This is a genomic window from Gilliamella sp. App6-5 (assembly GCF_001690525.1).
Taxonomy (GTDB): Bacteria; Pseudomonadota; Gammaproteobacteria; order Enterobacterales; family Orbaceae; genus Gilliamella; species Gilliamella apicola_H.
In genome coordinates this window covers 12565-33429 of the sequence record NZ_LZGT01000069.1, presented here as the reverse complement: position 1 = coordinate 33429, position 20865 = coordinate 12565, and the positions used below count along the sequence as shown (strand labels likewise).

23 protein-coding genes are annotated in these 20865 nt (G+C 35.1%); 8 read left to right on the top strand and 15 right to left on the bottom strand.

Going from position 1 to position 20865, the window contains the following annotated elements; genetic code table 11:
* The first annotated feature begins 102 nt into the window (after nt 1-102).
* Entirely contained in the window at nt 103-699 is a 597-nt protein-coding gene (lolA, locus tag A9G24_RS07935) for an outer membrane lipoprotein chaperone LolA (RefSeq protein WP_065638518.1), read from the top strand.
* Nucleotides 700-1103: 404 nt separating this feature from the next.
* Here the strand turns inward: lolA and smpB are convergent, their stop codons facing one another.
* Nucleotides 1104-1586, bottom strand: a complete 483-nt coding sequence (gene smpB / locus A9G24_RS07930; RefSeq protein ID WP_065581660.1) for an SsrA-binding protein SmpB — start codon at nt 1584-1586, stop codon at nt 1104-1106.
* A 33-nt stretch (nt 1587-1619) separates the two neighbouring features.
* Here smpB and A9G24_RS07925 point away from each other — a divergent pair, with 33 nt between their 5' ends.
* Genes A9G24_RS07925 through A9G24_RS07905 form a run of 5 tightly spaced genes read left to right on the top strand, consistent with a single transcriptional unit; the run spans nt 1620 to nt 3537 of the window.
* Nucleotides 1620-2084, top strand: a complete 465-nt coding sequence (locus tag A9G24_RS07925) for a type II toxin-antitoxin system RatA family toxin (RefSeq protein ID WP_081295758.1) — start codon at nt 1620-1622, stop codon at nt 2082-2084.
* On the top strand, nt 2081-2359 hold the full coding sequence (locus A9G24_RS07920; protein ID WP_065588584.1) for an RnfH family protein: 279 nt from the start codon (nt 2081-2083) through the stop codon (nt 2357-2359). The genes A9G24_RS07925 and A9G24_RS07920 overlap by 4 nt, the downstream gene beginning before the upstream one ends.
* Before the next feature lie 16 nt (nt 2360-2375).
* The gene (gene zur / locus A9G24_RS07915; RefSeq protein ID WP_176701178.1) at nt 2376-2810 is read left to right on the top strand and encodes a zinc uptake transcriptional repressor Zur; all 435 of its coding nucleotides are present in this window, start codon (nt 2376-2378) and stop codon (nt 2808-2810) included.
* 47 nt (nt 2811-2857) lie between these two features.
* On the top strand, nt 2858-3154 hold the full coding sequence (locus tag A9G24_RS07910) for an EamA family transporter (protein ID WP_218056258.1): 297 nt from the start codon (nt 2858-2860) through the stop codon (nt 3152-3154).
* Nucleotides 3154-3537, top strand: coding sequence for a DMT family transporter (locus A9G24_RS07905; RefSeq protein ID WP_065638515.1), 384 nt, complete (start codon nt 3154-3156; stop codon nt 3535-3537). The genes A9G24_RS07910 and A9G24_RS07905 overlap by 1 nt, the downstream gene beginning before the upstream one ends.
* A 295-nt stretch (nt 3538-3832) precedes the next feature.
* Here A9G24_RS07905 and A9G24_RS07900 read toward each other — a convergent pair whose 3' ends face one another.
* The 6 genes from A9G24_RS07900 to A9G24_RS07875 form a co-directional block, all read right to left on the bottom strand.
* Nucleotides 3833-4048 carry a DUF4177 domain-containing protein gene (locus A9G24_RS07900; protein WP_065638514.1) on the bottom strand — a complete coding sequence of 72 codons (216 nt, stop codon included), beginning with the start codon at nt 4046-4048 and terminating at the stop codon, nt 3833-3835.
* 361 nt (nt 4049-4409) lie between these two features.
* Nucleotides 4410-4814, bottom strand: coding sequence for an 8-oxo-dGTP diphosphatase MutT (mutT, locus tag A9G24_RS07895; protein ID WP_065638513.1), 405 nt, complete (start codon nt 4812-4814; stop codon nt 4410-4412).
* A gap of 119 nt (nt 4815-4933) precedes the next feature.
* Complete coding sequence (gene secA / locus A9G24_RS13170; protein ID WP_065638512.1) at nt 4934-7657, bottom strand: preprotein translocase subunit SecA; 2724 nt, start codon at nt 7655-7657, stop codon at nt 4934-4936.
* 80 nt (nt 7658-7737) lie between these two features.
* The gene (locus A9G24_RS07885; RefSeq protein WP_141673119.1) at nt 7738-8082 is read right to left on the bottom strand and encodes a hypothetical protein; all 345 of its coding nucleotides are present in this window, start codon (nt 8080-8082) and stop codon (nt 7738-7740) included.
* 145 nt (nt 8083-8227) lie between these two features.
* A complete protein-coding gene (locus tag A9G24_RS07880) occupies nt 8228-9769 on the bottom strand; it encodes a multicopper oxidase family protein (protein ID WP_218056257.1) in 1542 nt (513 codons plus the stop codon).
* A gap of 130 nt (nt 9770-9899) precedes the next feature.
* A complete protein-coding gene (locus tag A9G24_RS07875; RefSeq protein ID WP_065638511.1) occupies nt 9900-10226 on the bottom strand; it encodes a hypothetical protein in 327 nt (108 codons plus the stop codon).
* A gap of 282 nt (nt 10227-10508) precedes the next feature.
* On the opposite strand from A9G24_RS07875, the gene A9G24_RS07870 reads away from it, so the two are divergent.
* Nucleotides 10509-11573: an MJ1255/VC2487 family glycosyltransferase gene (locus A9G24_RS07870; RefSeq protein ID WP_065638510.1), complete on the top strand. Its 1065-nt coding sequence runs from the start codon at nt 10509-10511 to the stop codon at nt 11571-11573.
* A 10-nt stretch (nt 11574-11583) separates the two neighbouring features.
* Complete coding sequence (folA, locus tag A9G24_RS07865) at nt 11584-12084, top strand: type 3 dihydrofolate reductase (RefSeq protein WP_065638509.1); 501 nt, start codon at nt 11584-11586, stop codon at nt 12082-12084.
* A 51-nt stretch (nt 12085-12135) separates the two neighbouring features.
* Here the strand turns inward: folA and relA are convergent, their stop codons facing one another.
* From relA to nfsA, 8 genes are all read right to left on the bottom strand, one after another.
* Nucleotides 12136-14394, bottom strand: a complete 2259-nt coding sequence (gene relA, locus A9G24_RS07860) for a GTP diphosphokinase (RefSeq protein WP_065638508.1) — start codon at nt 14392-14394, stop codon at nt 12136-12138.
* A 3-nt stretch (nt 14395-14397) separates the two neighbouring features.
* Nucleotides 14398-15735 (bottom strand): 23S rRNA (uracil(1939)-C(5))-methyltransferase RlmD, encoded by a 1338-nt coding sequence (gene rlmD / locus A9G24_RS07855; protein ID WP_065638507.1) that lies wholly within the window; start codon nt 15733-15735, stop codon nt 14398-14400.
* A 10-nt stretch (nt 15736-15745) separates the two neighbouring features.
* On the bottom strand, nt 15746-16234 hold the full coding sequence (gene coaD, locus A9G24_RS07850) for a pantetheine-phosphate adenylyltransferase (protein WP_065638506.1): 489 nt from the start codon (nt 16232-16234) through the stop codon (nt 15746-15748).
* 206 nt (nt 16235-16440) lie between these two features.
* Entirely contained in the window at nt 16441-16767 is a 327-nt protein-coding gene (locus A9G24_RS07845; RefSeq protein ID WP_081303131.1) for an aldose epimerase family protein, read from the bottom strand.
* Nucleotides 16768-17238: 471 nt separating this feature from the next.
* Nucleotides 17239-17415 carry a hypothetical protein gene (locus A9G24_RS13350; protein WP_081303130.1) on the bottom strand — a complete coding sequence of 59 codons (177 nt, stop codon included), beginning with the start codon at nt 17413-17415 and terminating at the stop codon, nt 17239-17241.
* A gap of 46 nt (nt 17416-17461) precedes the next feature.
* Nucleotides 17462-18397, bottom strand: coding sequence for a UDP-glucose 4-epimerase GalE (galE, locus tag A9G24_RS07840; protein ID WP_255307237.1), 936 nt, complete (start codon nt 18395-18397; stop codon nt 17462-17464).
* A gap of 580 nt (nt 18398-18977) precedes the next feature.
* Nucleotides 18978-20141, bottom strand: coding sequence for a histidine-type phosphatase (locus A9G24_RS07835; RefSeq protein ID WP_176701176.1), 1164 nt, complete (start codon nt 20139-20141; stop codon nt 18978-18980).
* Nucleotides 20138-20863 (bottom strand): oxygen-insensitive NADPH nitroreductase, encoded by a 726-nt coding sequence (gene nfsA, locus A9G24_RS07830; protein WP_065638503.1) that lies wholly within the window; start codon nt 20861-20863, stop codon nt 20138-20140. The genes A9G24_RS07835 and nfsA overlap by 4 nt, the downstream gene beginning before the upstream one ends.
* Nucleotides 20864-20865 lie beyond the last annotated feature (2 nt).

Genomic DNA, 20865 nt, shown 5'->3' with positions numbered 1-20865 from the left:
TAGTTTTCCCCATAAAACGAAACAAGGTAATATTTTTCACCAACTTTTAGCTTATTAGAATACAGTTATCAGCCAAAAAATAGGCAGACATAAGGATTTATCATGAAGAATTTTTTATTATTGGTAGGATTGTTGTTTAGTGCATGGACAGCTTGGGCAGGCGATAAAGAAGTTTTACAACAGCGTCTAGATAAAATTGATGGATTTTATGCGCAGTTTTCGCAAAATGTAAAAACTATCGATAATCAACCCGTTCAACAGGGTAAAGGTGATTTATGGGTGACTAGGCCTTATTACTTCAATTGGACCATGAACGAACCAGATGTAACATCGATTATTTCCGATGGAAAAAATATGTGGGTTTATACGCCCGCTGTTGAACAAGTAACTGTAATGGATTTTAAAAAAGCCGTCGATAATCGTTTAATGTTACTTATTACTGATAGCCATAATTCAATATGGAATGCTTATAACGTTACACGTAAGCAAAATTCCTTTACACTAAAAGCCACTGATGGTTCTAATCAAGACTTTATTATTTCTGTTTTACCAACTGGGATGATCTCAAATTTTACGATAATTGAAGAAGATGGACAGCGTAGCTTTTATGACTTGTCCCATCAAGTACTTGGTAAAGTGGAATCGAATAAATTTAACTTTACCCCGCCAGCAGGGGTTACTATTGATGATCAACGTTAGTTTGTTGTGTTATCTTGAAATGAGTCAAAATGTAATGTATTGGCGTTATTGGTTGTATAAAATAACGCCAATTAGATTGTAAAATTATTTTCTTATCAGTTATACTAAAGCTTAGCCAATTTCCATATTTTGTTTCTTTCTATAAATTTTTCAAACTTTTCTATAGTAACTTATCAATTTGAAAGCTATGTATTATATACAATAGCTTTCTTTATCTATGTTCATTAAATAATTTTGATGTTGATCACATTTATCCAATAAACCTTTTAAAGCTAAATTTTTAGCTCTACATACTCAATTGCAGTGGTTCACTCTTTATAGGATAAATTATGACAAGTGCATTTTATAACAATGCCGCAAATTATACGCCACCGCTAAAACGATACTCTACAAGTAACCATATATTATCGGTTGGCGTTTTTCATAATGCGCGCTTTATCAACTTGCCATTGACGTTCTTTAATATCAGTACGTTTGTCGTATTCTTTCTTACCTTTAGCAACACCAATTTTCACTTTTGCCCAAGCGTTCTTCCAATAAAGCGAAAGTGCAACAACAGTATAACCTTGGCGATTAATTTGACCGAATAATGAATTTAATTCGCGTTCATTTAATAACAATTTACGTGTGCGCATTGGTTCGCAGACAACATGTGTTGATGCAACATTAAGTGGTGTGATAGTTGCACCAAAGAGCCATGCTTCACCATCTTTAAGTAAAACATAACTGTCACTAATGTTGGCTTTTCCTGCGCGTAGGGATTTTACTTCCCAACCTTGTAGGGATAATCCCGCCTCAATTTCCTCTTCAATAAAGTACTCATGGCGTGCACGTTTATTTAATGCAATGGTTGCCGAACCTGGCTTATGTGATTTTTTCTTAGTCATAATGTGCGTTATTATAAAGTTACATGATATGATATGCCACTAATTTTAACTTTTTATTTTATTATTATGGCACATGTTTTTCACGAAGTTATCGAGCCTTATTCTGTAGAGCAAATGTTTTGCTTAGTGAATGATATTGCTCGGTACCCTGAATTTGTTCCTGATTGTATCGCAACTGGTATTATTAGCAAACAAGATAATACGTACACAGCGTTTATTGAAGTTGAAAAGTTAGGCTTTAAAAAATCTTTCACTACAGTAAATCAGATTAATCAACCACATTCTATTGAGATAAAATTGTTTGAAGGACCATTTAAACACCTATCGGGAAGGTGGCAATTTAGTTCACTCGGCGAAAGCAAAAGTAAAATTAGTTTTAGTTTAGACTTTGAGTTTAAAAATAAGTTATTAGATATTGCTTTTTCTCCGGTGTTTAAAGAAGTGATGACAAGTATGGTTAATGCGTTTTCAAAACGAGCAAGGCAGATTTATAAATGATAAATATTCAAGTAGTTTATGCGTTACCAAATAACCCGACGGTAATTAATTGCGATGTAGATGAGCAAACGAATGTCTTGCAAGCAATTACAAAATCCAATATCTTATCGTTATGTCAGATTAAACTAGATGAACATCTAATTGGCATCTATGGAAAACGTTGTGATCTCAATGAATTGGTTAAAAATGGCGACCGTATTGAAATATATCGACCTTTAATCAATGACCCTAAAGAAATAAGACGAAGAAAAGCAGCACAAAAAAATAATGACTAAAGGCAAAGGAAACCGAATGCATAATCTACTCATTGAAAAGATTGAAACTTTATGCAAAAAGCGGGGTATTAAACTGACTACGCAACGTCGAACAGTTTTAGATATTATGTTAACGGCAAATAAAGCGATGAGTGCCTATGATCTTTTAGATCTACTCAAAGTCAGTGAACCTCAGGCTAAACCACCCACAATTTATCGTGCGCTTGAATTTTTACTAGAACAAGGTTTCATCCATAAAGTTGAATCTTCTAATAGTTATATTATTTGCCCACACTTTCAAAATCCACAGCATATTTCAATTTTATTTATTTGTGATAAATGTCAACGGATCATTGAAAAACATTCACAAGATATCGAACATCAACTTAAGCAATTAGCACAACAAAGTGATTTTTTAATCAAACATAGCGTGCTTGAAATACATGGATTTTGTCAGCAGTGTCAATCTTAATTGTTATACTTTGGTTAATAAATATTGCCTGCGATACAATTGGACAAATGGCATTTAAGTATGCGGCAATCACCTCGAAAAATCAGCAAGGTTTGCATTATTGGCAAAAATTATTTGGTAATTTTTGGCTTTGGCTAGGCTTTGCCACATACTTTATTGGTTTTATTTTTTGGCTAGCTTTTTTAAGTGAAGTCCCTTTGTCACAAGGTATTTTATTAGGATCGTTTAATATTATTACTGTTATGTTGGCTGGGCGCATTTTATTTCAAGAACATCTTACTTTATTCCGTATCATTGGAATATTTTTTATTACCACCGGTGTTGTTTTAGTCGGGCTTACATAATGAAAAAATTTTATATTATTGGATTTATTTTGCTACTATTTTTTGATACGTTTGGTCAAACAAGCTTTAAATTAACGGCATTATCGGCAATGCCATTTGAAGTGAGTGTTGATTGGTTAATTCGTGTTTTTTCTCATGGTTGGGCTTATTTAGTCATGCTCGGTTATACAGGCGCATTTGTCACTTGGATGGTATTATTAAAAAACGCACCAGTGGGCCCCGCTTTTGCCGCTTCTCATTTACAGGTAGTCAGCGTGATGTTGGTTTCGGTTATTGCTTTTGATGAGCAAATTACCTTGACGCGTATGCTTGGTGGGTTATCTATCATTATTGGTATTGTTTTTTTGGCTCTAGCAGAACAAAAATTACAGCGTAAATCTTAACGTATCCTTTTGCTTTTTTTATAAAAATTTGGTAGTTATTTGAAATTGCCTGTTGATAAATAATATTGCTTTATTTAAAAAGATTGATTGAGTTTATCTGATTTAGTGGGAATACAATATAATGAGTAGATATATTGATTCCCAATTTTGACAATCGCTAATGTATTTTCGCTTTTTATTAGACATGTATGTGTAAAAAACACCCTTACCTTAAAAAGACGAAATTATTAACCTAAAATATTCATGCTTTGAATGAATTCATTAGAAAAACAGGTAATGATATTTAGACTTTTGTTTAACTACGTTCCCGTTCCATTACAATTAAATAGGCTTCTCTTTTCCAAAATAAGAACAAGCGACGCATATCTTTTTCCATCGTTACTACGCGCCAACCCTCTTGAGCATTTTTGTTTAAAAATTCTGAAAATTTAACTTCATTAGCATTAGCTGAACCTAAAAGTAATGAAGACAATGCTCCTTCTTGAAAAACAACTACCTTATATTCTTTCATTATAATTAACACCTTAATTTTCTTTAATTTAACACTATTTTTAATGGTAATTAACATTAAAAATTCGTGGCATTATATATTTTTTAACGCTTATTATCTAGCGAATAAAAAATTTATTTTACTTAAAAAGTAGCTATATTTAACCTGTTTTTTTCTTGTTTATTGTATATCACTTTAGATTATGTGCGGAAAATTCGGCCTGATAACAATGGAAATTAGCAAAGCGCTCTTAGTTGTGTAGCGCATTGATTTATAAAGTCGATATTAAAACTGTCTGAAGTTAAAAACAAAAAGAATAGAAATGACAAAATGCATTAATCTTAATAAACAAAGCTGACAAAAATAAATGCTAATAAATAGACTAGATTTGTTTATCCAAATTTTTTAGCATTTCGATAATCGGTCGATTGGCGTCAGGAAATTCGTCGGCATTCAAATCTTCTTGATCAATCCAACGGCTTGGCTGACCTTCTTTAGCGAAAGGAACGCCATCCCATTCTTCAACTAAATAAGCATGAATTATGATATCACGATCATCATAACTGTGTTCAAAAACATCTAAGAATTGGGCTTGATGGATATAGATATCTACTTCTTCAGCAATTTCGCGTTGTAGGGTTTGATATGGGGTTTCTCCTGCCTCGATTTTTCCACCTGGGAATTCCCAAAAACCAGCAAGGTGAGAGTCTTCACCGCGTTGGGTGATAAAGATTTGACAATTTTGTGAACGAATAATACCTACAGCAATTTCAATATGTTTATTCATAATTCTATTTGCCTATGAGTAAAATTAGGGAAAGCTGCAACTTTCCCTATTTCAATTTATTGCCGATCCTAATCGACGTTTTAATCACCAATTTTGTGTGATGATACTAAATTTTTACCTTACTGAACAGCACCATGACAATGTTTATATTTTTTACCTGAACCACAAGGACATGGATCATTACGTCCAACTTTAGCTTGAGTTCGTACTACTGGCTGTGTTGCCGTCTGATCTTCACCCTCACCATTCATGGTGGTCACAGATTCATGACTAGCTTGTTGTTTAGCCATTAGTTTTTCCATTTCAGCAAGACGCTGACGTTCTGCTTCATCTACTTCTTCTTGTGAGCGAATTTGCACACGACTTAAAATACCAATAACATCATATTTTAACGATTCTAACATGCCAGCAAACATATTAAAGGACTCGCGTTTATATTCTTGTTTTGGATCTTTTTGTGCGTAACCACGTAAATGAATACCTTGACGTAAATAATCCATAGCAGCTAAGTGTTCTTTCCAAAGCGTATCAAGTGTTTGTAGCATGACACTTTTTTCAAAGTGCCTAAATGCTTCAGCACCAGCAGTATTTTCCTTTTCTAAATATCTTTCTTGTGCCATTTGTAAGATACGCTCGCGCAATGTTTCCTCATGTAGGTTCTGCTCTTCATCTAACCATTTGGCGATGGGTAAATCCAAATCAAAGTCTGTTTTTAGCGCGGCTTCAAGTCCAGGGATATTCCACATTTCTTCAATTGATTGTGGTGGTATGTATTGGTCAATGAGTGTATTAAATACATCACCTCGGATTGAATCAATGGTATCTTTTATGTCGGCATTATCAAGTAAACTGTTTCGTTCACGATAAATTACTTTACGTTGTTCGTTAGCAACATCATCATATTCAAGAAGTTGTTTACGAATATCAAAGTTGCGACTTTCAACTTTCTTTTGTGCATTGGCAATGGCTTTAGTTACCCATGGATGTTCAATGGCCTCTCCCTCTTTCATGCCCAGTTTACGCATCATGTTCCCCACACGTTCAGAGGCGAAGATTCGCATCAATGGATCTTCAAGTGATAGGTAAAAACGTGAAGCACCGGGGTCACCTTGACGACCAGCACGACCACGTAACTGGTTGTCGATACGACGCGATTCATGACGCTCTGTACCTAAAATATAAAGCCCACCTAATGCAATCACTTCTTCGTGTTTTGTTTGCCAAACTTGTTTCGCTTTTTCGATATCTTCTTGCGTTGGATTTTCAATTTTAGCTACATCACTTTGCCAATTTCCACCCAGCATAATATCAGTACCGCGCCCAGCCATGTTAGTTGCAATGGTAACGGCACCTTTACTCCCAGCATTAGCAATGATTTCAGCTTCTTGAGCATGGAATTTAGCATTTAGCACATTGTGTTTAATGCCGGCTTTTTTAAATGCTTGTGAAACTAGTTCTGACTTTTCGATTGATGCTGTCCCAACTAAAACGGGTTGACCGCGTTTTACACATTCTTGTACATCAGTAACAATCGCGTTAATCTTTTCCTTTTCAGTCATATAGACAAGGTCAGATTGATCTTTTCGTTGCATTGGGCGATTTGTTGGAATAACAATCGTATCCAATCCATAAATTTGATTAAATTCAAATGCTTCAGTATCAGCAGTACCTGTCATCCCCGCTAATTTTTCGTATAAACGGAAATAGTTTTGGAACGTAATTGAAGCCAGTGTCTGATTCTCATTTTGGATTTTAACATGCTCTTTTGCTTCAACCGCTTGGTGTAAACCATCAGACCAACGACGACCATCCATGGTTCGACCAGTATGTTCGTCCACGATAACTATTTCGTTATCTTTAACAATATAGTCAACGTCGCGATGAAATAAGTGATGAGCACGTAGGGCTGCATTAACGTGATGCATTAGAACAATATTACTTGGCGCATAAAGCGATTCATCGCCTTTCATGATGCCTTGTTTAATCAATAGTTCTTCAACTTTAACCAATCCACGCTCGGTTAAATTAACTTGGCGTGATTTTTCATCAATGGAAAAATCTCCATCCCCTTGAAACTGTTCAGAGTCTTCTTTTTCTTGGCGAGTTAAATAAGGAATGATTTTATCAATACTAATATATCTTTCAGAACTATCTTCGGCCTGACCTGAAATAATCAATGGCGTTCTTGCTTCATCAATTAAAATTGAGTCGACTTCATCGACTAAGGCGTAATGTAATGGACGTTGTACTCGAGCATCTTTGCTAAATACCATATTATCTCGTAGATAATCAAAACCATATTCATTGTTAGTACCATAAGTGATATCAGCATTGTAGGCTTCACGTTTTATGTGTGGCGGCATATTAGGTAAATTAATACCAACAGTTAATCCTAAAAATTCGAATAATGGACGATTATTTTCTGCATCACGCTGTGCTAAGTAATCATTAACTGTAACAACGTGTACACCTTTACCTGTTAGTGCATTTAAATAGGCAGGTAATGTTGCCGTTAAGGTTTTTCCTTCACCGGTGCGCATTTCGGCAATGCAGCGTTCATTTAATACCATACCACCAATTAACTGCACATCAAAATGACGCATACCAAATACACGCTTACTTGCTTCGCGTACCACCGCGAAAGCCTCTTCCAAAATATCATCTAATGGGATACCAGCAGCAACCTTTTGTTTAAATTCTGTGGTTTTAGCTTTTAATTCTTCATCAGACAATGCTTCCATGGCTGGTTCAAGTGCATTAATTTTTTCAACTCGGTTACGCATGGTTTTTAAAACGCGATCATTGCGACTACCAAATACTTTTGTTAATAATTTTAATAACATAACTTTTCTCTTATTTTTTCAATACGGATTTAAGGAATTAACCTTATATAAAAATTAGTTTTATTTGAGTGATAAGCTCATTAAACGGTAGCTTTAGGTCCAGCTCGTATGCCGTTATAAGGGGATAGCCGAATAACTTTACTTGGTGAAAGTTCAATACTATTGGGTATAACAAAAAACGCTGCGATGCATCGTTTTTGTAAATGTGATAGCGTTTGTGATTTTTTTCGCTCTACTTCTAGGTGATCTTGTACAATAGATGCAATTGCAATAATCCCAATTTGCGAAACAGAAGCTTCCGAGGGAAGCGCTTCATGTTGACATAAACTGAACCCAGCAGCCACTACACCTAACAATAAGTGAGATAACGCGGTTTTAATAATCAAGCTTTTGCTGAGTTTTTGCCAATAATACATCATTGTCATAATGATGATATATTAGCATTTTTAGCAAAAATGAAAAACAATTATTATTTTTTATAGATATTGTGTCATAAGGATTTTGTATAATACAGATCCCCGCTATTAATTCAATGATAATTAAACCATAACGGGAATCGTATTAGGTAGGTTATTCTACCATTAATTGTCCCATCATACCGAGCGTTTCATGTTCAACAATATGGCAATGATACATACGTAATCCAGACATATTTTGTTGAATTTTTATGGTGATCTTTTCATGTGGACGTAAATTAATAGTGTCTTTTAATGCGACATATTCAGGTGGATTTTTTTCACCATTCAATTCGTGTGAAACAACGATAAACTGTGCGCCATGTATATGAAAATTGTGATCCATATGAGAGTTATTGAAAATTGTCCACTCTTCAACCTCATGAATTTTGCTTTTCAAATCGATCCTTTGCATATCATGGCGTTTACCATTAATTAAGAATAGCATGCCACCACGCGGTTCCTTCATGTCCATCACTTCGGTATATTCAATAGATTTATAGGTCGTGGCGTGCCCTAGTTTTGGCAATTCTCGTAAGGTTGACGGGATAGTCATTGATTTTGACTGTGTCAATACCAATTCTCCAAGTATGATATCTTGTTCTGGTGGTACATTGCCCATTTTTCCGCGATCGTAACCGATAGATTGTAAATACACTGTACCAGATTGTTTTGGCAAAATGACAAGTTCTGCACGTTCAGCTGGCGACAATAGCAGCGGTTTATTGAGTAAAACAGGAGCTGACATTAACCCTCCATCGGTACCAACCAAATAAACATCACAGCCAGGAATAGATAAATTAAGATAACGACCAGAACACGCATTCCAAACTCGTACCCTTGTTGCCGTATTTATGGTGATTTTGGAACGATAGGCACCATTTATTAATACAAATTGTCCTTCTCGACCATTCATCCAATCAACCATTGAATTATCAGCAATTTCGCCTTTATCAGTTAATTTTAAATCTGAAAAAAAACAGTGTTGTTCGGGCAAGAATGCAAGCGGATCGTTTTTGCTGCGTACAATAAATATGCCAGCTAATCCTCGCGCAACTTGTTCTGCTACGGTTTCATGACCGTGTGGATGATACCAATAGGTACCAGCATTCCCTTCTGGGATAGTAAACTCATAAGTTCGGCTACTTCCAGCAGGAATTTGATCTTGTGGATTACCATCTTGATTAGATGGGATCAGCAAACCATGCCAATGTACGGTTGTCGCTTGTGGTAAGTTATTTTTAACAGTAATTTTAACATTATCCCCCTCAAAAGCTTCAATCACTGGACCGGGGATATGACTATTATATGCCCAAAATTCTGTTGTAATATCTTGTGTTAACTTTAACTTAACGGGTTTAGCCTCTAAGATTGCTTCAAAAATACCTTGTTTATTACTGGTATTTTCTAAATGAGTTAATTCTGGTAAATTTAGACCTTGTGGCAAAGCTGAGGTCGGTAATAATTTTTGTGAAACTTTGTTACCCATATTCATCTTCATATTCATGTCTCCCATTTCACCTGTTTTACACTGATCAGAGTTGGCTTCACAAGCCATACCTGACATAGTTGAATTATCCATTTTGGCAAAAGCTTTTGTAACTGCTATCCCACTTAAAGCCGCTGTAATATTGAACAAAAAATTTCGACGTTTCATAATATTCCTATAATCATTTTTTTATGATAAACAATCACTATTTAGTGATTAGCGATAAAAACGAATAACAAAAAATTTTTACTGCAAAGATAGATATGTCGACTAATTTTTTATTGAAAATACAAATTAATTAAACAATTCTTAGTAGTTTTAATTCAGAAATAAACTTTTTATATTTTTGAGCAAAGTTAAATGTAAGGTATAGTTCACAATGTGATAAAAACTGAAGATTAAAAGTGGTACAAGCTGAATCATGAGATGATTTTTGTAATAAAGAATGGCAATCATTATGCTCATTCATGCCTAACTTAGCAATTATGCGGTGTGAAATATCATTAACAGTAACTAATAAGCCGATTGTGATTGTCAAATATCTAGCAGAATCAGCAAATAAAAAGAAAATAATTGCTGATGCAATAATAAGGTAATTTTGTTTATTGATGATTCTTAATGACATATGCAAATCTCACTATTCATCTAACAATTACTTAGGCTATTGTACTGAAAAAAGAAGCAAAGTTATACAAAATCTATACACTTTAAGTGAGACTATATTTATCGTCACTAAATGAAGCACTGTTGCTTCATTTAGACTAATGAGTAATAACGTTAACCAATGTTGAATTATGACAACTAATCATTAATATCATGTTGCATTTAATCATACAAAATAATTTACATAATAATAAGCTGTTCTGCTATTATATTTGTATAACTTAAATTGACGAATCATAAAGATATGAAAATTCTCTTTGGTGTTCAAGGAACAGGAAATGGTCATGTCAGTCGCTGTAGAACATTAGCTAACGCACTGAAAAAAGCTGGTGCGAATGTTGATTATATTTTCAGTGGCCGCGATCCTAAAGACTATTTCGACATGCAAGCTTTTGGTGATTATAAAACCTATCGTGGTGTCACGTTTGCAACCCTTAATGGTAAAATTAATTTTCGCAAAACCGTGCAACGGATTCGAGCTTTCAGACTCATTAAAGATGTCCGTGAGCTTGATTTATCAAAATATGATTGCATAATTAGCGATTTTGAGCCAGTAAGTGCTTGGGCTGCACATCATCAACATCGTGAATGTTTAGGTATAAGCAATCAAGCAGTTTGCCAATATCTTAAACCAAAAGAATATGGACTAGTCGCAAATGTGATTATGAAATATTACGCTCCCGTCACTAAACCAATTGGCCTACATTGGTTTCATTTTGGGCATAAGCTAATTCCCCCTATGATTGACACTTTTGAAACTGCGCCAACCGAGGATGGCAACATCATCGCCTATTTGCCATTTGAAGCATTAGATGAAATTACGGTATTGTTAAAACAGTTTAAGGAGCACCAGTTTATCTGTTTTCATCCAGATATAAAACAAATATCACAACAAAGTAATATTAATTTTCAACCGCTTGGGCGTGATAATTTTACACAAGCTTTAGTGCGTTGCTCTGGAATTATTTCAAATACAGGATTTGCATTGATTTCTGAAGCATTGACGCTTGGTAAAAAGATTCTAACTAAACCTGTATCAGGTCAATTTGAACAAATTTATAATGCTCAATGTTTGCGTTCTCTTGATATGGCAACAGTTATGGAAAATTTAAGCTGTATCAAACTCAAATACTGGCTTAATTTACCTTCGCCAAAACCAATAATCTACCCTGATGTGGCTACAGCACTGGCTAATTGGATTGTTTCAGGGCAAAAAGAGTCATTACTTTCTTTAAGTGAACGGCTTTGGAGCCAAACTATCTTTCCTGAAAATGTGAATTTGCGAATAAAATCTTTAGGGTATGTGTAAAGGATCGAATATGATATTAAGTATGATTGTAGCCATGGCGGATAATCATGTAATTGGCTTAAATAATCAAATGCCTTGGCATTTACCCGCAGACTTGGCATGGTTTAAAAAAAATACCCTTAATAAACCTGTTATTATGGGGCGAAAGACATTTGAGTCTATTGGTCGTCCGTTACCAGAACGTCATAATATTATTATTTCAAGGCAAGCAACCATAGAATCTAACATGGTTCCAAATGTAAGTTGGGTACCATCAATTGATGCCGCGATATTGTTAGCTCAAACACAGCATATTGATGAAGCGTTTATTATTGGTGGTGGTAATATTTATAAGCAGACGTTACCTTTAGTAAATCGACTTTATTTAACACATATAAAGGCAAAACTACAGGGCGATACTTATTTTCCTGATTATACGCCTGAGCAATGGCAAGTTATTTATCAAGAAGCACATCAAGCCGATGATAAAAATAGCTATCCATATCAGTTTGAAATTTTAGAAAGAAAATAATAAGTCTTAACCTATTGCCACTAAATAAAAAGTGGCAATTTAACATGTCAATTAACCTTGAAAACGTTTGGCTTCAATAACATCAGGTAGTTGTTTTATTTTATTGAGTACTCGATTTAACGAATCCTGATCAAAAATTTCCATATCAACATCGATAGTCGCTAATTGCTGCTTCATATCCGAGCGACTAATTAGACCAAGAACATTAACCTTTTCATTGGCCAAAATTGTAGTAATATCTCGCAATAAACCACTGCGATCGTTAGCAACAATTTGTACCACCATGGTATAGCTTGAGTAAGTATTGTTGTTCCAAACAGCATGAGTAATACGTTCGGGAGCATGATTTTTTAGTTCTTGCAATTGTTCACAATCAGCTCGATGAATCGAGATACCCCGCCCTTGAGTAACAAATCCCACAATGGGATCGCCAGGAATTGGGCGACAACAATTTGCAATGGTGTACATTAAATTACCCACACCTTCAATAATAATTTCACTGCCTTTTTTATTACCGGTCTTATTGGTATTTTTGGTTTGAGCGTTCGATTTTTGGGCAATTTGTTTTAAGGCAGCTTCATCTTCTTCTTCAGCCGTTGGTTTGTTAAATTGAGCATTGATAAAGTTGACTAATTGATTAATCCTAACATCACCACTCCCAATACCAGCTAGTACCTCGTCAAAGGAATGAGCGTTATATTTATTGATTAAAATCTTTTCAACATTTTTTAAACTAATATTTAAAGGTTCAAGCTCGTGCTCTAAAATTTGCTGACCCGCTACAATATTTTTATGCCGATCTTGTTTTTTAAACCAAGCTTGAATTTTAGCTCTTGCTCGACTACTATTTACAAATCCAGTATTTGGATTTAGCCAGTCACGGCTTGGATTAGGTTGTTTTTGGGTAATGACTTCAACTTGATCACCCATTTTTAAATGGTAGGTAAATGGTACAATTCGACCACCAACTTTAGCACCAATGCAACGATGCCCAACATCACTGTGTATATGATAAGCAAAATCAAGTGGAGTTGAGCCCGCTGGCAAGTCAACAACATCGCCTTTCGGTGTAAAAACATAAACGCGATCATCAAAAATTTGACTGCGAACGGTTTCTTGAATTTCACCGCTTTCTGACATCTCTTGTTGCCATGTTAATAATTTACGCAGCCAAGAAATTCGCTGATCATAAGCGGTCATTTTGTCGGTACTGCCTTCTTTATACTTCCAATGAGCGGCAACGCCTAGTTCAGCATCATTGTGCATTTGTTCAGTACGGATTTGAATTTCGATTATTTTATCTTGTGGTCCATAAACAACGGTATGGATTGATTGATAACCATTTGGTTTTGGATTAGCGACATAATCATCAAATTCTTTAGCGATATGTTTGTAATGGCTATGGACGATGCCTAATGCATTATAACAATCCTCAATACGATCGCAAATAATCCGTACGGCACGGATGTCATATAGATCTTCGAATTCGAGATGTTTACGCTCCATTTTTCGCCATATACTATAAATATGCTTAGGGCGACCATAAACCTCAGCGCGGATATGATCTTGATTCATCAAAGCTTGTAAATGATGAACCAATTGCTTGATATACAATTCACGATCTAATCGCTTTTCTTGCAATTTTTTAGCAATCAAACGATATTCATCCGGATATAAATAACGGAAGCAGAAATCTTCTAACTCCCATTTTAATTGACCTATGCCTAAGCGGTTGGCTAAAGGGGCATAAATGTTAAAACACTCTTTAGCGGCAAGCACTTGTTCTTCTTGGGGAGCATTAATTAAATTGCGTAAATAGGTAATACGTTCTGCTAATTTAATCACTACACTTCGAAAGTCATTGACCATCGCTAGTAGCATACGGCGAATACTATCAATTTGTTCGGCTGTCGCATTGCCGTTACGAATTGCTCGTAGTTGGCGAATTTCCTTCATTCTGACAATGTTAGAAATAATATGAGAAATTTCACGATCAAAATCTTCAGGAATATCTTCTCGACGAATAATTTTGTTATCAACAAAAGGCAGTAATAAAGCGGCACATAAACTATTGATGTCCATATTAAGTGTCGATAAGATCTCGACCATTTCTATTGCATTTTCGAAACAAAAAGTTTGCTCTGGTGCACCTGCACTGTTTTCAAAACAAAAACCCCAAACCTCTCTAAACTTTTGATAAGATGTTGGATTGGTTAATAACAACTCTTGTTTTATCCATTGCTCAACATCAAATTGAGTAAGCGAATAATGTTCTTCACCATGTTGGTGTGCGCCTCTAATCGATACCATAATTTATGTTCCTGATTTTATTAGCAACAACATTGACTCAATATGTTTAGTTTGCGGAAACATATCTAAAATAGCAACTTGATCAATTTGATATCCTGCATCTAAAAGTTGTTTGCTATCTCGTGCTAAAGTCGCAGGATTACACGATATATAAACGATTTTTGACGGAGCTAATTTTGCAATTTCTCTTGTCGCATTAAACGCACCAGCTCTTGCTGGATCTAACAATACTTTATTATATTGTGATTGACTCCATACCGAAAATTGTTGGGTATCGTCTAAGTTACTGGTTAAAAAATTGGTTTTCGCACAAATCTCAGTGCTATTTAATATAGTGTTAAATTTTGCTTTTTCAACTAGGGCTTCAACACCTTCAATGCCCGTTAGCGTTTTACTTAATGTTGCTATAGGTAATGAAAAATTACCCATACCACAAAACAGATCTAAGACTTGGTCAGAGGGTTGTAACGTTAGCCAATCAAGTGCTTGCTCGATCATTTTTTGATTAATTTTACAATTTACTTGAATAAAATCGAGCGGGCTGAATGTTAATTTTAAATGATTAATCAAATAAAAATGTTCGGTATTACCAGCAATATGTACTAAATCTTTGCCGTGAACATAAAGCGAAATCTTATTATTTTCGGCGAATTGCTTTAATAAGTTAATATCATGATCGACAAGGGGCATGGTGTGCCTTAACACAATAATAATACCGCTATCGACCGAAATTAATTCAATATGACCAAGTGCTTTTTTCTGTTTTATGCAATTGAGCATGCTTTGTAAAGGCACTAGCAACGAATCTAATTCATTAACTAATACTGGACAATGTTTGATATTGATTATTTGATTTGATTCAGCTTGGCGAAACCCAATAACTAATTTACCTTTAACAAAATTAATCGAAAGCCTTGCCCGTCGACGATAGTGGTAAGGCTGATCGGCAATAATTTGAGGTGAATGTTGAACGATATTTGTTAAAGGTTGCCCTGTTTCTTTTTGTAACAGATTGATTAACGCAGCATACTTTGCTTGTTGTTGCAAATTTGGGGCAATATGTTGTAACTCACAACCACCACATTGTTGATAATATTCACATTGTGGTTTAACGCGCTCTTTGCTCTGATTATGATATCGAATGACTTTAGCTTTAGCGTAATTTTTTTTATTTTCAGTCAGTTCAATATCAACGGTTTCGTTAGGCAAGGCAGATTTAACAAAAATTGTTTTACCCTTATGATTGGCAACGCCTTGCCCAAAAGCATCTAAGGATGAAACTGTGACTGTTAACTTTTGTGGTGTGAGCTTTTTCTTCTGTGGAGTATAAAAATTAACCATAGACTTTTATTTATGCTAAGCGCTTTAATAATGCTGTTTTGACATGCAGAGGAACTAATTTTGTAATATCACCACCATGGTAGGCGACATCTTTTACAATTGTTGATGAAATAAATCCCATTGCAATAGATGGCATCAAAAAGATAGTGTCTAAATCAGATTTTAACGCACGATTCATTTCAGCAAGTTGCCTTTCGTATTCAAAATCGTGTGTTGTACGAACACCACGTACGATCACTGTTGCATTATGGGTTTGAGCAAAATTGGCCATTAAATTATCAAAGCCGATCACTTCCACATTAAGTAGGTGTTCAACAGCGGTTGAAGCTAAATTAACGCGTTCTTCTAATGAAAATAGCGTATTTTTACTTGGACTTTCTGCAACAGCAATAATTAAGCGAGGAAAGAGTAATGACGTTCGCGCAATAAGATCGATGTGACCATTGGTTATGGGATCGAAAGTGCCAGGGAAAATAGCCGTTAAGGTTTTGCTTTTCATATTTCATATTATCCATTAGCGATGATGGTTATATGATACCTAATTTTGTTATGGATTGTTAGCTTAAGCTGACAAAATCCTATTTATTACATTAATACAAATAATGGCAGAATATTGCTTGGTAGTGCCTTTAGTAATAAAGAATTTAATAAAATTATTCAGATAGAAAGTTAATTTTATTTGGCTTTTTATTGTGTTTTTTACAGTTATTGAATCATTGATAAAATGATCAATTGATAAGTTGTTTGATAATAATAAGTTTGATCTGGCTGTAATAAGCAGATTGGTTGTGGCCAGTCAGGATGGTGAGGGCTGTCAGGTAAAAATTGTACCTCTAATGTGATACCAGCAAAGTTGCCATATTCCCCATTGTGGCGATTTAGTGTATGCTGCAAAAAATTGCCAGTATAAACTTGTAACGAAGGTTTGGTTGTAATCAAATTCATCTTTACTTTATTACCCGACGAAATGAGCTCGACAGCGATAGCTTGTGTTTTATCTAATACATAAGCATGATCATAACCACCAGTTATTTGCCGTTCTTGACGTTTCTCAGATACAAGCTTTGGCTACCGCAAATCATATTGAATATAGTGACACTAACTAGATTATTATTGGTGATACTATTGGCATAGGCAGATAAATGATAGTGAATTTTTTACTGTGACGGAACGGAATGTAATCAAGGAGCAATGGCAAGCCAGCGTTGAGTTCGACATAATCAACTAATAAACGGTGCTAATATTTTTCAAAATAATTGCACATATTCATATCATTGCGTGAAATTTCATTGGGTAAAAAGCAATTAGCCCCAATGGCTAAGAAATCAAGTTCAGGTAATATTTTACTGTGATCAAGTGAAAAACAGATCATTCGACTAGTGCCTTTTGCGATTTGTAGCTGGAATAATGGATCGTGATTTTTAAGCGTAGTCTTTTCATTAATGCTGAAAAATTATTAGTAAAAACAAATAATACATTATAATTAGGGCATGATATTTCTTGTTACCCGTTTGTTATCTGAACACAAAAACAAGTTGGATCGTAACTTGTTTTTTGCTCTATGTTTAATATTTCTTGTTGTCCTTGCCATGGGCGTTTTGCCATACGTGGAAAAACAAGCACCCATTGATTAGTCAATGGGCTGTGACAACGATGAGGATGAACAACAGGATTAAAAATATCCTTTTTTGCCTCTTCTTTTAATTTTGCACATTTTACTTATTTGTTAATCAGGGTAACCTTGAGGATTATTAGATTGCCAATTCCATGAGTCTTTTACCATGTCATCAAGTGTAAGTTTGGTTTTCCAACCCAGTATTTTTTCAGCCTTATTAGCATCGGCCCAAAATGCGGGTAAATCACCAGCTCGTCTTGGTGCAAAATGCCAATTAAGTGGTTTCCCTGACGCTTTTTCAAACGCTTTGATAACTTGTAATACGCTGTAACCCACACCTGAACCTAAATTATAAATATGTACGCCTGTTTTGTTATGATCAGCTTTGAGTGCAGCAATATGCCCATCAGCCAAATCAACAACATGAATAAAATCGCGAACACAAGTGCCATCTGTTGTTGGATAATCATTGCCAAAAACTGCTAATGATTCCCGCTTGCCTACAGCAACTTGGGTAATATAAGGCATAAGATTATTAGGAATGCCAAGGGGATCTTCGCCCATTAATCCGCTTGGATGTGCGCCAACAGGGTTAAAATAGCGTAGTAAAGTCAGTGACCAATCCGGTTCAGCAACGGCTAAATCCATGATACATTGCTCTACCATTAATTTACTTTTGCCATATGGGCTAGTTGGTAAACCTTGTGGTAAGGTTTCAACATAAGGTACAGGAGCGAGTTCACCATAGACAGTGGCCGATGAGCTAAATACTAACTGTTTAACACCAGCAGCACGCATTGCTTTCATAAGTACTATACTGCCGTAAACGTTGTTTTCATAATATTCAAGTGGTTTATGTACCGATTCACCGACGGCTTTTAGTCCTGCAAAATGAATCACGGCTTTAATATCATGTTCTGCAAAAATTTTAGTTAATAATTTTTCATCGCACACATCGCCTTGATAAAAATTGACAGATTGAGCCGTGATTTTTTGTATTCTATCTAATACGGATACTTTACTGTTGAACAAGTTATCAATAATAATGGGGGTGTAGCCCGATTAAATGAGTTGGACACAGGTATGACTTCCTATATATCCACAGCCGCCAGTGACTAATATTTTCATAATAAAACCTTTATCTAATGTAATAATTATTGTGATTTTCCGTTAATCTTCAGATTTTTCACTGTTCTTATATATTTCCACAGCTCACATTGCCCATGCCCTGATAATATAAAGGTGGAATTCAACATAAAAATAAATGCGATACAACTAAGGATCTAGATACGCTTCCTTAAGACCTATTTTAACATACATTAGTCTTGTAAAGTTGAACATAAATATAATAGATAATTGTTTTGCAAAAATAAAAGGCAATATCAATAACAAGATTCAAGTTGATTTATTGGCATAGATTGAAACAAGTAAAATATACTCTTTCTTAAAATTAATGACATTGACATATAAATATTATTTAGTATCTTGTATTTTGTTCTATATCCGTGGGCAACACACTGATATTTATCCACTTACTTATCCGAAACTGTTGACAATATACTTTTGTAATGTATCAGATTATCTAATTCCCGCCATGATAGGTAGAATCGGGTAATCTAATGGTTAATTATTTAGTCTTGATAGATTCCATTCGTTCTTCAAAATCTGACCAATCATAATAACCATCACTATTAACAGAAGCATTTTCCAGTTGAAGCTGATAGTGTTGTGCCGGATTATTGGTATCAAGTGCTTGACCGTTATAGAGTTGTTCAAAGCTTTGATAAATATATTCGGCTTTAAAGAAATATTCCCCCGTAGGTAAGTGATGAAAACGCTGTAAAGCCACTTTCCCACCGATGGGAGTTGTTTCAAATTGATTGGGTAATTGATAGTCTTTAAAGTTTAATATGCCAAGTAACGCTGCAATCGTACTATCGTGCCCAACCAGTAGATTCACTTTATTATCTTTGTGCATAAGATCACTTATCATATTAATGAGAAGCGTTGCAGAATGTTTGGCAAGTGTTTTAGAATGGAAAACTAAATTAATATATTGATTACGAATCGCAATAATTTGTTGCCACTGTTCTTGACTAGTTATTCTTCCCCATGCGATTTGTTTTTTAGGAAAAGCTGAATAGTATTGTAATAAAAATGCATCAACGACCGAAGCCCCTATTGCAAGAGGACCAAGCAGTGCTGGTTCTTCGTGTTTTTTAAAATAGAGTTCTGATGGAATATCGGCCAAATTACATTGATATTCGGCATATAATTTCGAACGCTTATAATCTAAAATATCGGAAAGGATTTCATAAGCAGGAGCTAGATTGCTAAAAATGTTAGTCGCTTTGTCAGCTTCATCGATATCATGCAATACGGCATGTTTAAATTCGGGTGAGTCGTCTTGCAAACTAGGATCGAAGATCGGATCCATTTTTTCAATCGGGAATTTATGGTGAATAGGAATGTCATATCCAGCAAAGGCACCTGTTATCAAAAATTGAGCCGTCGCGACGGTTCTTTGCAAGCTGTTAGCATATACAAACAATTCAGTATTATGTGTTGATAATTTTATATTGTTTTTTTCAAGCCAAGTTGCTAAATAGCGGCCAAAATAGGCTTCTAATACTCCACCACGCGTGGTTAAATAACCATAAGGGTGATCCCACTTTGGCCATTTAAAGCGAGTGACTTTCTCTAAAAATTGTAACGTGTTTTGTAATGGTGTGCGAATACCATGACGGCTAAGTATAATGACTTTATCTAATTGGTAATGGTTATTGTTCATTTCGTGATCCATCCTTGTTTATGCAAATAATTGAGAATAAAATCGCGTTGCTCATTATTTATTGTATTAGCAATTTTATCACTCCAACCGCCGACTTTCTGATTGGTACTACGAGTTTCATAGTAATCATCCATTTGAGCATCATACTTTTTCAAAATAGCATGATCAATTGGTCGATAGTGGTTTTCAAAAAACACTAACTCTTTTGGTAATCTTGGTTTTAATTCTGGATGATGATCGGGGTAGCCAAGGCAAAGCCCAAAAAGTGGCAGGACGTATTTCGGTATATCAAGTAATTGCGTTACTTTATCAAGATGATTACGCAATCCGCCAATATATACAGCACCTAATCCTAATGATTCGGCTGCGGTTACGGCATTTTGTGCCATAATTGCTGTATCAACACAACCCAATAATAGCTGCTCTGCTTTGCCAAGATTAAGTTTTGGATCAATTTGATAATGGCGATTAAAATCGGCACAAAATACCCAAAATTCAGGTGCTTGGATAACATACTTTTGATCGCCTGCATAATGAGCTAGTTTTTCGCGTTTGCTGGGGTCTGTAATACGAATAATTGTTGAACATTGAATCAAATTAGAACTAGAAGCCGACTGTGCTGCGCTAACAATTAAAGCTATTTGCTCTTGAGTTAAGCTAGTTGCTTTATAAGCACGAATAGAGCGATGCCGACAAAGTAGATCGATCGTTTCATTTTGCATAG

Coding starts and splice junctions, on each gene's coding strand:
- A9G24_RS07885 (WP_141673119.1), bottom strand. CDS start 8,082: ATGACAATGATGTATTATTGGCAAAAACTCAGCAAAAGCTTGATTATT.
- A9G24_RS07910 (WP_218056258.1), top strand. CDS start 2,858: ATGGCATTTAAGTATGCGGCAATCACCTCGAAAAATCAGCAAGGTTTG.
- A9G24_RS07835 (WP_176701176.1), bottom strand. CDS start 20,141: ATGAACAATAACCATTACCAATTAGATAAAGTCATTATACTTAGCCGT.
- secA (WP_065638512.1), bottom strand. CDS start 7,657: ATGTTATTAAAATTATTAACAAAAGTATTTGGTAGTCGCAATGATCGC.
- A9G24_RS07880 (WP_218056257.1), bottom strand. CDS start 9,769: ATGAAACGTCGAAATTTTTTGTTCAATATTACAGCGGCTTTAAGTGGG.
- lolA (WP_065638518.1), top strand. CDS start 103: ATGAAGAATTTTTTATTATTGGTAGGATTGTTGTTTAGTGCATGGACA.
- rlmD (WP_065638507.1), bottom strand. CDS start 15,735: ATGGTTAATTTTTATACTCCACAGAAGAAAAAGCTCACACCACAAAAG.
- A9G24_RS07870 (WP_065638510.1), top strand. CDS start 10,509: ATGAAAATTCTCTTTGGTGTTCAAGGAACAGGAAATGGTCATGTCAGT.
- A9G24_RS07875 (WP_065638511.1), bottom strand. CDS start 10,226: ATGTCATTAAGAATCATCAATAAACAAAATTACCTTATTATTGCATCA.
- coaD (WP_065638506.1), bottom strand. CDS start 16,234: ATGAAAAGCAAAACCTTAACGGCTATTTTCCCTGGCACTTTCGATCCC.
- mutT (WP_065638513.1), bottom strand. CDS start 4,814: ATGAATAAACATATTGAAATTGCTGTAGGTATTATTCGTTCACAAAAT.
- A9G24_RS07900 (WP_065638514.1), bottom strand. CDS start 4,048: ATGAAAGAATATAAGGTAGTTGTTTTTCAAGAAGGAGCATTGTCTTCA.
- relA (WP_065638508.1), bottom strand. CDS start 14,394: ATGGTATCGATTAGAGGCGCACACCAACATGGTGAAGAACATTATTCG.
- A9G24_RS07905 (WP_065638515.1), top strand. CDS start 3,154: ATGAAAAAATTTTATATTATTGGATTTATTTTGCTACTATTTTTTGAT.
- smpB (WP_065581660.1), bottom strand. CDS start 1,586: ATGACTAAGAAAAAATCACATAAGCCAGGTTCGGCAACCATTGCATTA.
- A9G24_RS07920 (WP_065588584.1), top strand. CDS start 2,081: ATGATAAATATTCAAGTAGTTTATGCGTTACCAAATAACCCGACGGTA.
- A9G24_RS07925 (WP_081295758.1), top strand. CDS start 1,620: ATGCCACTAATTTTAACTTTTTATTTTATTATTATGGCACATGTTTTT.
- nfsA (WP_065638503.1), bottom strand. CDS start 20,863: ATGCAAAATGAAACGATCGATCTACTTTGTCGGCATCGCTCTATTCGT.
- folA (WP_065638509.1), top strand. CDS start 11,584: ATGATATTAAGTATGATTGTAGCCATGGCGGATAATCATGTAATTGGC.
- zur (WP_176701178.1), top strand. CDS start 2,376: ATGCATAATCTACTCATTGAAAAGATTGAAACTTTATGCAAAAAGCGG.